Below are 15,402 nucleotides of genomic sequence, written 5' to 3'. Positions count from 1 at the left end.
AAATGTGGCCCTTGGTTGGAGGTAACCGCTAAGCTGCGCAAGTGAAACCCAATGAATAAGCTCTATTGCGCATAAATATTTGATTCCGATGAAGCAAATGGCGGAGAGGGAGGGATTCGAACCCCCGATGGAGTTGCCCCCATGCCGCATTTCGAGTGCGGTGCTTTCAACCACTCAGCCACCTCTCCGCGTTATGCAGCACTGTAAAACGACCCTTGAAGAATCGCACAGTAACGAGCATCAATAGCGAATGCCGAGCGTGCAGCGGCTCAATAACGGGCCAGCGCCGATTAGACAAGAGCTAATTTGCATTCCCTCGTGAAAATTCTTGACTTTTCTGCCGCTTCACACCTATAAGCACCAGACCTTAGGCGTGGGGTAATCCGCGCCTATTGTTTTGATTGCAGATTTCGGGCTTTTCCGGACTGCGATCAGGGGCCAAAAGCCCGCTCATCAACCGACTGATAAAAAGACGGCCCATCACTTCGACGCCAATGTCGTGGAAATGAGAGCCGGACCGAACAACCGAAAGGACAACAAATGTTCGCAGTCATCAAGACCGGTGGCAAGCAGTATCGCGTTGCCGCAAACGACCTCATCAAGGTCGAAAAAGTTGCTGGCGAAGCCGGTGACATCGTAGAATTCGCAGAAGTCCTGATGGTCGGCTCGACCATTGGCGCCCCGACCGTCGCCGGTGCTCTCGTCACCGCCGAAGTCGTCGAACAGGGCCGTGCCCGCAAGGTCATCGCGTTCAAGAAGCGTCGCCGTCAGAACTCGAAGCGCACCCGCGGCCATCGTCAGGAACTGACGACCATCCGTATCTCGGAGATCCTCACCGACGGCGCAAAGCCATCCAAGAAGGCCGCCGAGAAGAAGGCTCCGAAGGCAGACGCCGCTGAAGGCGAAGCCGCAAAGCCGAAGAAGGCAGCGCCTAAGAAGGCTGCAGCCAAGGCCGCAACGGCTGAGTAAGTAGAGAGATTAAAGGAGAACACCAATGGCACACAAAAAAGCTGGCGGTTCCTCGCGTAACGGTCGCGATTCAGAATCCAAACGCCTTGGCGTGAAGAAGTTCGGCGGCGAAGCTGTGCTCGCCGGCAACATCATCGTGCGCCAACGCGGCACGAAGTGGCATCCGGGCGCCAATGTTGGCCTCGGCAAGGACCACACGATTTTTGCAACCACGAACGGTTCCGTATCTTTCCGTACGAAAGCCAACGGCCGCACGTACGTATCGGTAGACCCGATCGCGGAAGCAGCAGAGTAAGCCGGGCCTCTTAAAACCACCGGCGTCCCATTGGACCCGGTGTATATGGCAGCCTAGCCAAAAGATCGAAGGGAAGATGGGACCACCATCTTCCCTTTTTGCATTTGAGCGCGTCCCGAAAAGTGCGAAGCGGTTTTCGGATGAGATGCGCGTAAAAATGAAACGCTCTGGAGGTACGAAAAATGGTTGTCGAAGTTCTGGAAGAAGATTGTTACGACGCAAGCAGTAGTGAAAGAAGAGACAGTTACACCGATCTGTCGCCCGGCCGGGTCGATAAGATGGCTTCTGATCTGAGCCCCGATCTGGCTTACGAATTAGACTGTCCTGTCCTCGTCACTGAAAGGCTGGTCCTGCGCCCGCCGCATGTCGAAGACGTGGATGCGATTTCCTATCTTGCCAACAACGCCCGCGTCTCTGATATGCTTGCTCGTATGCCGCATCCATACACGCGTGAAAATGCCGTCGATTTTGTCGAGCGCGTGCGAAAAGGCGAGATGGGCAATTGCATCTACGCCATCACGCAAGCGGAAACCGGCATCTTTATGGGGTGCTGCGGCATCCATGCGCACAAGCACGGCGAGGGGCTGGAAATCGGTTACTGGCTGGGCGAGCCCTATTGGGGGCACGGCTTTGCCACCGAGGCCGCTCATGCCCTGATTGATCTGGCTTTCCGCGCAACCGCCATCGAGCGGCTTCATGTCTCGTGCCGGGCCAGCAATGGCGGCTCGCGCCGGGTGATCCACAAGTGCGGGTTCCAGTTCAGCAGCATGGGCATGGCGGATTCGCTTGCCGCAGGCAACGTGCCGGTCGAACGCTACGTCCTTGATCGTCGCACCTGGATCGGGCTGAGAAGCTGGCAGTCATAAATAAGGGTCCTGCGTGCCAAACCTTATCGGGTAGGCCGCAGGACCAATAAAAACGGGGAATGAAATGATGGATACTCATGCAATCGCCCGCGAGAAGATCGTGATGCGTGCGCTCGAAAAGGGCGATCTGCATCGCTATCGGGCTATAAGATTAAGCGCTTTGCAGCGTGCGCCAATGGCCTTCGGTTCGAGTTTCGAAGAAGAAAATGCCTATTCAGACAGCGTGTTCGCACGTCGTCTGGAGCAGGTGGACGGTAATGTGGTTTTCGGTGCCTTCGACGGTGAAAACCTGCTGGGAACGGCTGGCCTTTTCCGCCACGATCGCAAGTCCGAGCGCCATCGCGGAACGCTCTGGGGTGTCTATGTGGCTCCCGAAGCACGCGGGCTGGAACTCGGCAAAGCTCTCGTCAGCAAGGTCATTGATCATGCTGCAAAGCATGTCCTCGTTCTGGATGCCAAGGTGGTGGCCACGAATGAAGCCGCCAAGCGCGTCTATTATGCACTGGGTTTCAAGACTTACGGTGTCGAACCCAAGTCACTTTATGTGCAGGGCCAGTATCTGGATCAGGAATTGATCTATATCGATTTCACCGATCCGGTCTGGAAAGACAAACTCGGATGAAATCTGGCCTCCTCGACTGTTTGCAGGAGGCCGCTTTTGCTGTAATTGCAACACACCACATGCGGGCACACGCCCGCATGTAACGATATTCAGGGCGCCTGCCGCCCAAAAGCCTGCCAGAGTGCGGGCATCCAAGAAGGTTACGTTCAGATGAAGTTTCTCGATCAGGCAAAGATCTACATCCGCTCCGGCAATGGCGGTGCGGGGGCGGTTTCATTCCGCCGCGAGAAATTTCTCGAATTCGGCGGTCCTGACGGCGGTGACGGCGGACGCGGCGGCGATGTCTGGGTGGAGGCTGTAAATGGTCTCAATACGCTGATCGACTATCGCTATCAGCAGCATTTCCGGGCGAAGACCGGCATGCATGGCATGGGCCGCAACATGACAGGCGGCAAGGGCGACGACGTTATTCTCAAGGTGCCGGTCGGCACGCAGATTTTCGAGGAAGACGACGAAACGCTGATCTGCGACATTACCGAAATCGGCCAGCGCTACCGGCTGGCCAAGGGCGGCAATGGCGGCTTCGGGAATCTGCATTTCACGACCTCGACCAATCGCGCGCCGCGCCGCGCCAATCCCGGACAGGACGGCATCGAACGCACCATCTGGCTGCGCCTGAAGCTGATAGCCGATGCCGGTCTGGTCGGTCTGCCCAATGCCGGAAAATCGACCTTCCTTGCAAGCGTGACAGCTGCCAAGCCGAAGATTGCCGATTATCCATTCACCACGCTGCATCCCAATCTGGGCGTTGCGCGTGTGGATGGCCGCGAATTCGTTATCGCCGATATTCCGGGCTTGATCGAAGGGGCGAGCGAAGGCGTCGGCCTTGGCGACCGTTTCCTCGGTCATGTCGAGCGCACGCGCGTTCTGCTGCATCTGGTTTCCGCGCAGGAAGAGGATGTAGCAAAGGCTTACAAGGTCATTCGCGGCGAGCTGGAAGCCTATGAGCATGGTCTGGCCGACAAGCCGGAAATCGTGGCGTTGTCGCAGATCGATACGCTCGACCCGGAAGCACGCAAGGCCAAGGTCAAGGCGCTGAAAAAGGCATGCGGGCGTGAGCCGCTGCTGCTTTCGGCTGTGAGCCATGAAGGTTTGAACGATGCTCTGCGCCAGCTTGCAAGCGTCATTGATCAGAGCCGCGCCGCAGAGGCCGGTACGGCGGAAGCCGAAGAGTAAGCGTCGGATTTTATTTGGGCGCGCATCTTGTCCGAAAGCCGTTTCACACTTTTCGGGATGCGCTTTGGGTGCGGCGAGGGGAATGAAGCATGCTGAAGAAACTGAAAGACTATCGCCGCATCGTTGTCAAAATCGGGTCCGCCCTTCTGGTGGATCGCGCAACCGGGCTGAAGCGCGACTGGCTGGAAAGCCTCGGGCAGGATATTGCCGCTCTTCATCACGCAGGCGTCGAAGTGCTGGTGGTCTCATCAGGCGCAATCGCGCTCGGACGCACGGTTCTGGGACTGCCAAAGAAGGCGCTTAAGCTTGAGGAAAGTCAGGCGGCTGCCGCCGCAGGCCAGATCGCGCTCGCCAAGGCCTATGCCGATGTGCTCGGCGGTCATTCCATCCGTTCAGGCCAGATTCTCGTCACGCTTTCCGATACCGAGGAGCGCCGCCGCTATCTCAATGCGCGCGCGACCATCGAGACGCTGTTGAAGCTGAAGGCTGTGCCGGTTATCAATGAGAACGATACGGTGGCGACCACCGAAATCCGCTATGGTGACAATGATCGTCTGGCCGCACGTGTGGCGACCATGATGGGCGCGGACCTGCTGGTCCTGCTGTCGGATATCGACGGGCTTTATACGGCTCCGCCGCACAAGAACCCGGATGCCGCGTTTCTGCCGCTGGTCGAAACCATCACCCCGCAGATCGAGGCCATGGCCGGAGCGGCAGCGTCGGAACTGTCGCGCGGCGGCATGAAGACCAAACTCGACGCAGGCAAGATCGCCAATGCGGCAGGAACCGCGATGATTATCACATCGGGTACACGTTTTGGCCCGCTTTCGGCAATCGATCGCGGGGAGCGCGCAACGCTGTTTGAACCGGCGCGTGCGCCGGTCAATGCCTGGAAAACCTGGATTTCCGGCAATCTCGAGCCGGCTGGCCGTTTGACGGTGGATGCCGGTGCGGCCAAAGCGCTGAAATCCGGCAAGTCGCTTTTGCCTGCGGGTGTGAAGGAAATCGACGGCCAGTTCGAGCGCGGCGATACGGTTGCTGTGATGAACGAGGACGGGCGCGAAATCGCGCGCGGACTGATCGCTTACGATGCCGAAGACGCGCGCAAGATCGCAGGCCATAAAAGCGATGAGATCAGTGAGATTCTTGGCTATGATGCGCGCGCGGCGATGATCCATCGCAATGATCTGGTTGTGCGCGCTGCCAGCAATACGGAAGTCGCATAGGGGAGATGGGATGCTGACCAAGGCAGAAACGGCAAACGACATTGCTGCAGTGATGGCGGAAGTGGGCCGCAAGGCACGCGCTGCCGCAGCCCCTCTTGCCATTGCCACCACTGAACAGAAGAACAAGGCGCTGATTGCCGCCGCCGATGCGATGCTTGAGGCGCGTGGCGACATTCTTGAAGCCAACAGGCTTGACCTGGCTAATGCGGAAAAGAACGGCATGGCAGCCTATTTCGTTGATCGGCTGACGCTTGATGATGGCCGGATCAATGCAATTGCTGACGGTATTCGCGCCATCGCCGCCCTGCCTGATCCGGTAGGTGAAGTGATTGCCGAATGGGATCGTCCGAATGGCCTCCATATCGAGCGCGTGCGCACGCCGCTCGGTGTGATCGGCGTCATTTATGAAAGCCGTCCCAATGTGACTGCGGATGCCGGTGCGCTGTGCCTGAAGGCTGGCAATGCCGTCATTCTGCGCGGCGGCTCGGATTCCGCGCATTCGTCGGCTGCCATTCATAGAGCACTGGTCGCGGGGCTTGAAGCAGCCAACCTGCCTGCCGATGCGATCCAGATCGTGCCGGTGACCGACCGTGCCGCTGTTGGCGAAATGCTGAAAGGTCTGAACGGTGCGATTGACGTGATCGTGCCGCGCGGCGGTAAAAGCCTTGTTGCGCGTGTTCAGTCGGAAGCGCGGGTGCCGGTCTTCGCGCATCTGGAAGGCATCTGCCATCTTTATATCGACAAATCCGCCGATCTGGACATGGCCCGCAAGATTGCAGTCGATGCCAAGATGCGGCGCACCGGCATTTGCGGCGCGGCGGAAACGCTTCTGGTGGATCGCGCTGTTGCCGCGACCCATCTGGCGCCGGTCCTCGAAGATTTGTCCGCCAAAGGCTGTGAAATTCGCGGGAGCGCGGAGGTCCTGGCATTCTATCCGGCGGCAAAACCTGCCGCTGAAGAGGACTGGTCGACCGAATATCTCGATGCGATCATTTCCGTTGCGCTGGTTGACGGTATTGCGGGCGCAATTGAACACATCAACCGCTATTCCTCGCACCATACGGAAGCGGTTGTGGCGCAAGATGCGGAAGCGGTTGCACGCTTCTTCAACGAGATCGACTCAGCCATCCTTCTGCACAATGCCTCGACGCAGTTTGCCGATGGCGGCGAATTCGGCATGGGGGCGGAAATCGGCATTGCCACCGGCAAGATGCATGCGCGTGGGCCGGTCGGCGTGGAGCAGCTCACCTCGTTCAAATATCGTGTGCGCGGTGACGGGCAGATTCGTGGTTAGATTTGGCATGATCTTATTCGATCGAAGCGGGAGCAGAAATCAGTCCAGCGGACTGATTTCCCCACGTAGGCGGTTCCCACTTTTCGGGATCATCCCCTGATGAAATTCGGCTTCGGGCTTTCCGCATTGAAGGAGCAATATCCCGGTGTCGATGCACATTATCTGCGCATGCCTTATGTCGAAAAGGGCATGGCGGTCGGGCTGTTCGGCGGCTCGTTCAACCCGCCGCATGGCGGGCATGCGCTGGTGGCGGAAATTGCCATCCGGCGGCTGAAGCTCGACCAGCTCTGGTGGATGGTGACGCCCGGCAACCCGCTGAAGGATAGTCGCGAACTGGCGCCGCTTGCCGACCGGTTGAAGCTGAGCGAGGAAATTGCATCCGACCCGCGCATCAAGGTGACGGCGCTCGAAGCAGCCTTCAATGTGCGCTATACGGCGGATACGCTGGCGCTCATTCGTGATGCCAATCCCGGCGTCCATTTTGTCTGGGTGATAGGCGCGGACAATCTTGCCTCCTTCCACCGCTGGCAGCGCTGGCGCGAGATTGCGCAGAATTTTCCGATTGCGGTCATCGATCGACCGGGTTCAACGCTGGCCTATCTGTCGTCACGCATGGCGCAGACTTTCTCCGACAGCCGCGTGGATGAACAATATGCGCCGATGCTGGCGCGGCGCACGCCTCCGGCCTGGACCTTCATCCATGGACCGCGTTCGTCGCTTTCCTCCAGCGCCATTCGTAAATCCCGTACTTGATCTTGATGTTTTCGTGACGATTTCGACAAGATATATGCAAAACCGGCGAATAAACTGAAAAAGTGAACGGGCAAGAAAAGCCGATACTCTTGAAACAAAACAGGGACTCTGCCTATTTTAGGGAGTGTGGTGCTTATAACTGCCACACTGCGTTGTTCTGCTGAGAAAGGGAATACACTGAGAACAGCAATTGAGAAGAAGGCTCATCACGCGCCTTCAACGGTCAGGATGGACGAGTCCAATCTCGTGTCCCAGACCTTCGACGCGGCCTTGGCCAGTCTCGAAAACTCCAAGGCGGAATCCATCATCCCCATCGACATTCGCGGAAGATCAACGATCGGCGATTATATGATCGTCGCGTCGGGCCGTTCGCATCGCCATGTGACGGCGGTTGCCGACCATCTCCTGCAGGCCCTGCGTGAAGCAGGCTGCAAGGATATACGGGTCGAAGGTCTCGAGAGTGGCGACTGGGTTCTCATCGACACCGGCGATATCATCGTCCATGTCTTCCGACCGGAAGTCCGTGACTTCTACAATCTCGAGAAGATCTGGCTCGACGAGGGTTTCGACGCGTTCGATACCGAACGTGCGCCGGGGTTAGTGCACTAATTCGATGAATTGAGAGCGTCATGCGTGTGAGTGTTTTTGCCGTGGGCCGGATGAAAGCCGGCCCCGAACGGGAGTTGGTCGAGCGTTATTTCGACCGATTTTCGAAAGCTGGACCACCATTGGGGCTTGAATTCGCCGGTGTGAGCGAAATTCCCGAAAGCCGGGGCCAGACGGCAGAGTTGCGCAAGGCCGAAGAGGCAGGGCGCATCCATGAAGCTCTCGACAATGCCAGTTCCGGGGGCGCTGCCCTGATCCTGCTGGACGAGCGCGGCAAGGCGCTCGGATCGGAAGCTTTTGCGGATCGCATCGGGCGGATGCGTGACGACGGCAAGCGCCAGCTCATCGTCGCGATCGGTGGGCCGGACGGCCACGATCCGGCATTGCGATCACGCGCCGACCTGGTTCTGGCGCTGGGCGAATTGACCTGGCCGCATCAGATCGCCCGCATCCTGATTGCCGAACAGCTCTATCGCGCCGCCACCATTCTGGCGGGCCATCCCTATCATCGTTCGTGAAATGTGTAATGCAGGCGTACGCAGCCGCGTCCCAGCGTCTTGGCGCTGAGGAGGACGGGGCTTGCCCTGAAGCCGGTGGCCGGAAACAGCGGTACGCCCCCGCCGATGAGTTCGGGGATGAGGTAGATTTCGATTTCATCCAGCGCGCCGCGTTCCAGAAATGCCATTTGCAATTGCCCGCCGCCCAGCATCCAGACATCGCCATCGTCGAATGCCCGCAATTCGGTGATCAGCGCATCCACGTCCTGACGTATTTCGAGCGGCCCTTTCGGTTTCTTGATCGGCTTTGATGTGACAACAATGGTTCTCTGATCGCCATAGGCCCAGGGTGCATCGCTTTCGGCGATGAAGTCATAGGTTCCCCCTGCCCATCACAACAGTACGTATTCCTTTGATGAAGGTGCGGTAATCGTGCTCCCCCATGTCTCCACCGTCATATTTGAACAGCCAGTCGAGGCTTCCGTTCTCGGCGGCAATAAATCCGTCGAGACTGACGGCGATGTAGCCGACAATCCTTGCCATAATATACGCTCCTGTTGATTTATAAATGAATATACGTTTATATATTGCCCATGGCAAGAACCAAATCCGTGCCCGATGAGGCAGTACTCGACCGATTGATGGCTATTGTGGCTGAAGCAGGCCCTGATGGGCTTACCTTTGCGCGGGCTGCAAAGGCCGCCGGGCTTTCCGCTGCAACGCTCGTCCAGCGTTATGGCAACAGTCAATCCATGCTTGAGGCGGTGCTGTTGCGAGCGTGGGATCTGCTCGATGCGGCAACGCGCACAGCCGATGAAAACGCTGCACGCACGCCGCAAGGTGCAGTCGATCTGCTGATGGCGCTGATGCCCTGTGATACTGCGGAATATAACGCCACAGATGGGCTTCTTCTTCTGCGTGAAGACATTCGAAACCCGGTCTTGCGGGCACGGGGAGCGGCATGGGGCCTTTATCTGGCAGATGCGCTCGGGCGGCGGCTTTCCGGCGACACGACAAAAGCCGAACGTCTCGGCTGGCAGATGGCAAGTATCTGGCAGGGCGCGCATATCTGGTGGGCTTTCACGCGTTCCGAGGCATCGGAAGTTGCGATCCGGCGCACGCTCATGGAGTGGCTGGAGACTATCCGGTGTGCCGGTTCGCTCGATCACCGTTCGTAACGTTGTTCATTGCCTTGACAATAGGTTGAAATCTTAGGATTGCTCCCGGCATGAAATGCATTTGATTGGGCATAATGCATTGTTTTATTAGAATAAACTAATGTGCTTGGGGGAAAATTGAACAGGCCTACCGTTATAACGCTATCGACCATTCCGCCGCGTTTTGATCTTTTGAAGCCGACTCTTTTGTCGCTTCTGTCGCAAAGACTGAAAGCCGAGGAAATCCGCCTTTATATACCGCACAAGTACAGGCGGTTTCCCGATTGGGATGGACGCCTGCCCGAAGTGCCTGCCGGTATCACAATTGTCCGCTGCGAGGAAGATCTCGGACCTGCGACCAAGGTTTTGCCAGCCGCCCGCGATCTCAAGGGGCGGGACGTGGATATTCTGTTCTGCGACGACGACAAGATTTACGACGCCAATTGGCACCAGCGTTTCAAAGCGGAAGCCGCGCGCAAACCGGGCCATTGCATTATCGAGGTCGGGGAAACATTTCCTGATATTGCCGATGCGGGCAGGCCCGCCGACCGGCTTCCACGCAGCCGCTGGAAGCCCAAGGACTATAAATACAGAATGAAGCGCGTTGCTTCCCTGTTTCTGCACAAGCCGGACCGCAGCATGCCCGGCTATGCCGACCAGATTTCCGGTTTTGCCGGGGTTCTCGTCCATCCGGAATGGTTCGACGAACTGTTCTACGATATTCCCGACATCATGTGGACCGTGGACGATCCCTGGATTTCCGGCCATCTTGAAAGACGCGGGATTCCGATCTGGGTGATCGGCCAAAACTGCCGCCGTGCCGAAGGCAAGGCGAGCGGGGTGAGTGCTCTTCTGAACCATGTCGCGCACCGGCAGGACCGCGTGCATGCGGATCTGCTGGTGATCGACTATTTCCGGCAGCACTACGGCATCTGGGAAAAGACCGAAAAGCTCGACGAAAAGGCGACCCTTCGCACGACATCAATGCGCGAAATGATGCGGCGCAGAAAAGCAGAACTCGGTTTGATCGATTCGTGAAGCGACCAAGCGACGCTGAAGCCGCTTCACATCTTCAGTTTAGGCAGGAAATCAGTCCAATGGATTGATTTCCTGCAAGGGCATTTCATACTTTGTGCAGGAAATGCTCTATCTGTTTGTTTTTGCGCATGTCTTTATCTCGAAACCGGTTCCCTCTTTCGTAGGACGTGCTCTAATTCCGGTTTCCAAGCGCGAGACGGCAGGCCAGTCCGGTGAAAACGGATGCAAGAAGGAATTGTGGTAGTCGGGGAAGCCGGTTCATCGCGGAGAGGCGGTCACGAACATGGCTTCCCGCAACAATGACGGTTCCGTTGACCAGAAAGCCGATTATGTTCAGGACGGTTGCCAGCAGGATCATTTGAAGGAGCACCGACTTGCCGGCGGGATCAACGAACTGCGGAAAAAGCGCCAGAACGAACAGCGCCATTTTGGGGTTGAGCAGATTTGTCGCGAGACCTTCGGTAAAAATCCTTTTGCCTGACAGTTTTTGCAACGGTGCCAATGAGGAGACCTTGGCGCCTTTTGACCGGATTGTCTTATAGGCCAGATAGAGCAGATAGGCGCAGCCAGCCCACCGAACGATTTCATAGGCAATGGGCACGGACAGAAACAGTTTTGACAGGCCAAGCCCAGCGGCAATGGCGTGGCAGTAGGTACCGGCTGCGATGCCCGCATAGGTTTGAAAGCCAGCAGACCGCCCCTGACTGACACTGCGGGAGGCGATGAGAAGCATGTCCGGCCCCGGCGTAGCGGTCAGCACCAGCGAGGCGGCGGCAAAGAGCATGAGGATGGAAAATTCCGGCATGGGAGTTCCTTTTGGAAGTAAAGCCGGGATTCCTCTTTATCATAACCTCGACCAATAACAACTGGCACCCGCTCCATGATTATGGTTGATGGTTCGTTAACGGGTTCGGGCTAGTTTCGGCTCTGAATTTGGCCTTGTTTCGTCCTGATAGAACACGCATGAGTCCTGTACGCCTTTTCAAAAGACCACGACTGCTTGCTTTCGCGCAGGCTGGCCTCGTTTTGGCTGGCGTGTTCGCCTGCGCGCCGTCGGCTCTTGCGCAGGAAGCCTTGCAGCAACAGCGCGATCAGGCGGCAAGCGAATATGAAAAGCTGAGTAGCGAACTCACCGTCACCGGCGACAAGCTGAAACAGCTTGAAGACGAGGTGGCCGGGCTCAAGAAAGATCAGGCCACCATTACCGCAGCGTTGATCCAGTCGGCCAAGACCGACAAAAAGCTGCAGCAGGATATTGCCGACATTGCCGATAAGCTGGTTTCGCTGCGCGAGCAGGAAGACGGCATTCGCTCGTCGTTGCGCACACGGCGCGGCGTGTTGGCGGAGGTGCTGGCCGCCTTGCAGCGCATGGGGCTGAACCCGCCGCCCGCCATTCTGGTGCGGCCGGACGATGCTCTGGCTTCAGTGCGCAGCGCCGTGCTTCTGGGCGCTGTCGTGCCTGAAATGCGCAGCCAAGTGGAAGAACTGACCGGCGACCTGAAGGATATGCAGCGGGTCACCGCTTCTATCACCGAAGAACAGGAAAAGCTGAAGACGACGCGCACGGTTCAGGCTGAAGAGCAGAAACGGCAATCACTTCTTCTTGAGGAGAAGAAGAAACTGCAGTCGCAATCGGAACAGGAAATCGACGCGCAGCGCGCACGTTCGGAAGAACTGGCGGCCAAGGCAGGCAGCCTGAAAGATCTTATCGACGGGCTCGACAAGCAGATGGCAGGCGTGCGCGATGCAGCTGAAGCGGCTCGCAAGGCCGAGGCGGATCGCCTTGCTGCAGCAAGGGAAAAGGCCGGGGAATCGACGCCGGACGATACGCATCTGCGAGCCCATGTCGATTTTGCCTCGCTGCAGGGCAAGCTTGCCCTGCCTGCGGCTGGCAAGACAATGCGGCGCTTCGGCGACAAGGATGGCGTCGGCGGCAGCATGATGGGGCAGGTTGTCGAAACCTTGCCTTCTGCCACGATTACGTCACCTTCCGATGGCGTGATACTTTACGCAGGCACATTTCGTTCTTACGGGCAGCTCTTGATACTCGACGCGGGCAATGGATATCATGTCGTCATGGCAGGCATGGGTCGAATCGACGTATCGCAAGGCCAATTTGTACTTGCAGGAGAGCCGGTCGGCGCAATGGGAGAAAAACTTCTGGCAAGTGTTGCGCCGATAGAGGTGGGCAATGGCGCGCCATTGCTTTACATTGAATTTCGAAAGGATGGAAAACCCGTCGATCCCGCCCCGTGGTGGACCGAACGGCTTTCTGGAAGGACGTGAAAATGATACGTAAACTATCGCTGCTGTTCGCCGGGGCCCTTCTGGGGGCGTCAGCCATGGTGATGGTCCAGGGCGCGCCGGCTTCCACTGCTTTTGCGGCAGGGAAAGATAGCGATGTCTACAAGGAACTGGCTCTTTTCGGCGATATTTTCGAACGGGTGCGCGCGCAATATGTGACGCCGCCGGACGACAAGAAGCTGACCGAAAGCGCGATCAACGGCATGTTGACCTCGCTCGATCCCCATTCCTCCTATCTTAACCCGGAAGCCGCGCAGGACATGCGCGTGCAGACCAAGGGTGAGTTTGGCGGTCTCGGCATCGAAGTGACGATGGACAACGATCTCGTGAAGGTCATTGCGCCGATTGACGATACACCTGCTTCCAAGGCTGGCGTGCTTGCAGGCGATCTCATCACCAAGATCGACGGGCAGGAAGTTCGCGGGCTGACGCTGACCGATGCGGTCGACAAGATGCGCGGTGAAATCGGTTCGCCTATCGAACTGACCATCCAGCGCCAGGGCGTCGACAAGCCGATCACTCTGAAGATCGCGCGCGCCGTCATCAAGGTGAAGGCCGTTCGCTATCGCGTCGAGAATGACATCGGTTATCTGCGCGTCATCTCGTTCACCGAACAGACATCCGAAGACCTCAAGAAGGCGATCAAGGATATTCAGGACAAGATTCCTGCCGACAAGCTCAAGGGCTTTGTGCTGGATCTTCGCCTCAATCCGGGCGGTCTGCTCGATCAGGCTGTGGCCGTCTCCGATGCCTTCCTCGACAAGGGTGAAGTCGTCTCGACCCGTGGCCGCGATCCGCAGGATGTGACCCGCTTCGATGCGCGCAAGGGTGACCTGGCCGATGGCAAGCCGGTTATCGTTCTGATCAATGGCGGTTCGGCCAGCGCGTCGGAAATCGTTGCCGGTGCGCTTCAGGATCATCGCCGCGCCACTGTGCTCGGCACGCAGTCCTTCGGCAAGGGTTCGGTGCAGACGATCATTCCGCTTGGCGAAAACGGTTCGCTGCGTCTGACGACGGCGCTTTATTACACGCCATCCGGCAAGTCGATCCAGGGCAAGGGCATCACGCCTGATATCAAGGTCGACCAGCCTTTGCCGCCTGAACTGAAGGGTGAGGACGTCGTTCGCGGGGAATCCGAACTCAAGGGCCACATCAAGGGCAATGCCGAAGATGACAATGGCTCCGGTTCGTCAGCTTATGTGCCGGCTGATCCGAAGGATGATATCCAGCTCAACGAAGCCTTCAAGCTCCTGCGTGGCGAGGTGGCCAATGCCGCATTCCCGCCGGACCCGAAGAAGGGCGTGTTGAACTGATCGCTCCATGCTGGATCTGAACAGCCCGTTAGGACTGGATAAGAAACCGCAAAAGCGCGGGGGCTCACGCTCCCGCGCTTTTCGTTCGTTCATGACAGGCCTCGTCATTTTAGGCGGACTTTGTCTCGCCGGTGGCGCCGTGTTCGCCATCTGGCAGAGCAATCAGGCGGCTTTTCGCAAAACCGAAACCGCGGCCGCGGAACCGACGCAAGTTGAAGCGCCAGTCGCCAACAAGACTGAAGCGAAGCCTGTAACCGGCAATACGCCGCCGCCCGGCAGTGCGCTGCGCGGGGCAAGCGGACAGCCGGGGCCTGCTATCATCAAGGTCACGCCGGACATGCCACCCGGTATGCCAGGTGCCACCACCGGCATGGCGGAAGGCAATGTGGTCGTGGTGCAGAATACGCATCAATCCGGGCAGGATAAGCGTGTCGCCCATCTGCCGGAACAGGCGCTGGTCGAGCAAAGCCCCACCGGCCCGCTGCCGATGCGCGGGGCAGACGGTCGGCGCCCGATGGATGCCTATGCGGCGGGATGGTCTGGCGCGCGCGGCGCGCGGATTGCACTTGTCATCGGTGGACTTGGGCTGTCACAGACTGGCAGCATGGAGGCGGTCGACAAGCTTCCGCCGGAAGTCACGCTCGGATTTGCGCCGCAGGGCAACAGTTTGCAGCGCTGGATGCAGGCGGCCCGGCAAAACGGTCATGAACTTGTGCTGCAATTGCCGATGGAGCCTTTCGACTATCCGCGCGTCAACCCCGGTCGCAATACGCTGACGGTGGATGATGGAGCTGGCAAGAATCAGGCTTCCTTGCTGTGGGCGCTTTCGCGGATGACGAACTATGCCGGTGTGATGAATTATATGGGCGCGCGTTTTACATCCGAGACGGAAGCCTTTTCGCCGGTGCTGGGCGAGATCGGAAAGCGCGGCCTTTATTATCTCGATGACGGCACCTCGGCGCGCAGCCAGGCCGACCGGATTGCGGGAAGCGATGCGGTGCCTTTCGCGGCGACAGATATTCTGATCGATGCAGCGCAGGAGCGCGGCGCGATCCTCGATCGTCTCGATGAGCTGGAGCGGACCGCGCGCGCCAACGGCAGCGCCATCGGCACCGGCTCGGCCTTTGCGGTGACCGTCGATGCCGTTTCCGAATGGGCCAATGAGGTCAAGAAGCGCGGCATTGAAATCGTGCCGGTTTCGGCGCTGGTCCGCGATCCTGAACGGCAGTAGAGTATTTCCAGTTTGAACTGAATCGTTGGAAATACTCTATCTCTTTGTTTTTACG

Annotated in this window: 16 protein-coding genes, 1 tRNA gene and 1 pseudogene; 15 read left to right on the top strand and 3 right to left on the bottom strand. The window is 58.1% G+C overall.

Annotated features, from left to right (window positions below):
- Positions 1-98 precede the first annotated feature (98 nt).
- Positions 99-188 (bottom strand) — tRNA-Ser (locus MKS82_RS12285).
- A 352-nt stretch (positions 189-540) separates the two neighbouring features.
- On the opposite strand from MKS82_RS12285, the gene rplU reads away from it, so the two are divergent.
- From rplU to rlmH, 10 genes are all read left to right on the top strand, one after another.
- Positions 541-969, top strand: coding sequence for a 50S ribosomal protein L21 (rplU, locus tag MKS82_RS12280; RefSeq protein WP_104757429.1), 429 nt, complete (start codon positions 541-543; stop codon positions 967-969).
- A gap of 25 nt (positions 970-994) precedes the next feature.
- Complete coding sequence (gene rpmA / locus MKS82_RS12275) at positions 995-1,264, top strand: 50S ribosomal protein L27 (protein WP_010661520.1); 270 nt, start codon at positions 995-997, stop codon at positions 1,262-1,264.
- 182 nt (positions 1,265-1,446) lie between these two features.
- Entirely contained in the window at positions 1,447-2,130 is a 684-nt protein-coding gene (locus tag MKS82_RS12270; RefSeq protein WP_109988937.1) for a GNAT family N-acetyltransferase, read from the top strand.
- A 64-nt stretch (positions 2,131-2,194) separates the two neighbouring features.
- Positions 2,195-2,752, top strand: a complete 558-nt coding sequence (locus MKS82_RS12265) for a GNAT family N-acetyltransferase (protein ID WP_109988938.1) — start codon at positions 2,195-2,197, stop codon at positions 2,750-2,752.
- Positions 2,753-2,902: 150 nt separating this feature from the next.
- Positions 2,903-3,928 (top strand): GTPase ObgE, encoded by a 1,026-nt coding sequence (obgE, locus tag MKS82_RS12260; RefSeq protein WP_176038586.1) that lies wholly within the window; start codon positions 2,903-2,905, stop codon positions 3,926-3,928.
- 89 nt (positions 3,929-4,017) lie between these two features.
- Complete coding sequence (proB, locus tag MKS82_RS12255) at positions 4,018-5,154, top strand: glutamate 5-kinase (RefSeq protein ID WP_109988940.1); 1,137 nt, start codon at positions 4,018-4,020, stop codon at positions 5,152-5,154.
- 10 nt (positions 5,155-5,164) lie between these two features.
- Positions 5,165-6,448, top strand: coding sequence for a glutamate-5-semialdehyde dehydrogenase (locus MKS82_RS12250; RefSeq protein WP_240578887.1), 1,284 nt, complete (start codon positions 5,165-5,167; stop codon positions 6,446-6,448).
- A gap of 99 nt (positions 6,449-6,547) precedes the next feature.
- Positions 6,548-7,201: a nicotinate-nucleotide adenylyltransferase gene (locus tag MKS82_RS12245; protein WP_240578886.1), complete on the top strand. Its 654-nt coding sequence runs from the start codon at positions 6,548-6,550 to the stop codon at positions 7,199-7,201.
- Positions 7,202-7,429: 228 nt separating this feature from the next.
- The gene (rsfS, locus tag MKS82_RS12240; protein ID WP_010661513.1) at positions 7,430-7,810 is read left to right on the top strand and encodes a ribosome silencing factor; all 381 of its coding nucleotides are present in this window, start codon (positions 7,430-7,432) and stop codon (positions 7,808-7,810) included.
- Between the two features lie 20 nt (positions 7,811-7,830).
- Positions 7,831-8,325 (top strand): 23S rRNA (pseudouridine(1915)-N(3))-methyltransferase RlmH, encoded by a 495-nt coding sequence (gene rlmH / locus MKS82_RS12235; RefSeq protein WP_109988943.1) that lies wholly within the window; start codon positions 7,831-7,833, stop codon positions 8,323-8,325.
- Here the strand turns inward: rlmH and MKS82_RS12230 are convergent.
- Positions 8,313-8,847 (bottom strand): annotated as a pseudogene (locus MKS82_RS12230) (dihydrofolate reductase family protein). The gene rlmH and the pseudogene MKS82_RS12230 sit on opposite strands and share 13 nt — an antisense overlap.
- Positions 8,848-8,897: 50 nt before the next feature.
- Here MKS82_RS12230 and MKS82_RS12225 point away from each other — a divergent pair.
- Together MKS82_RS12225 and MKS82_RS12220 are read left to right on the top strand one after the other, a co-directional pair.
- Positions 8,898-9,482 carry a TetR family transcriptional regulator gene (locus tag MKS82_RS12225; RefSeq protein ID WP_109988944.1) on the top strand — a complete coding sequence of 195 codons (585 nt, stop codon included), beginning with the start codon at positions 8,898-8,900 and terminating at the stop codon, positions 9,480-9,482.
- Positions 9,483-9,599: 117 nt separating this feature from the next.
- Positions 9,600-10,499 (top strand): hypothetical protein, encoded by a 900-nt coding sequence (locus tag MKS82_RS12220; protein ID WP_109988945.1) that lies wholly within the window; start codon positions 9,600-9,602, stop codon positions 10,497-10,499.
- A 172-nt stretch (positions 10,500-10,671) separates the two neighbouring features.
- Here MKS82_RS12220 and MKS82_RS12215 read toward each other — a convergent pair whose 3' ends face one another.
- Positions 10,672-11,304 (bottom strand): LysE family translocator, encoded by a 633-nt coding sequence (locus MKS82_RS12215; protein WP_109988946.1) that lies wholly within the window; start codon positions 11,302-11,304, stop codon positions 10,672-10,674.
- Between the two features lie 158 nt (positions 11,305-11,462).
- Between MKS82_RS12215 and MKS82_RS12210 the strand changes: the two genes are divergently transcribed.
- From MKS82_RS12210 to MKS82_RS12200, 3 genes are read left to right on the top strand one after another with little or no spacing between them, the layout of a single operon-like run.
- The gene (locus MKS82_RS12210; protein WP_109988947.1) at positions 11,463-12,785 is read left to right on the top strand and encodes a murein hydrolase activator EnvC family protein; all 1,323 of its coding nucleotides are present in this window, start codon (positions 11,463-11,465) and stop codon (positions 12,783-12,785) included.
- Positions 12,786-12,787: 2 nt separating this feature from the next.
- Positions 12,788-14,116, top strand: a complete 1,329-nt coding sequence (locus MKS82_RS12205) for a S41 family peptidase (RefSeq protein WP_109988948.1) — start codon at positions 12,788-12,790, stop codon at positions 14,114-14,116.
- A gap of 7 nt (positions 14,117-14,123) precedes the next feature.
- Positions 14,124-15,347 (top strand): divergent polysaccharide deacetylase family protein, encoded by a 1,224-nt coding sequence (locus MKS82_RS12200; protein WP_109988949.1) that lies wholly within the window; start codon positions 14,124-14,126, stop codon positions 15,345-15,347.
- Positions 15,348-15,402: the final 55 nt, after the last annotated feature.

Source organism: Ochrobactrum sp. A-1, assembly GCF_022488005.1.
Classification (GTDB): domain Bacteria; phylum Pseudomonadota; class Alphaproteobacteria; order Rhizobiales; family Rhizobiaceae; genus Brucella.
This window is presented reverse-complemented; position numbering and strand designations above follow the sequence as displayed.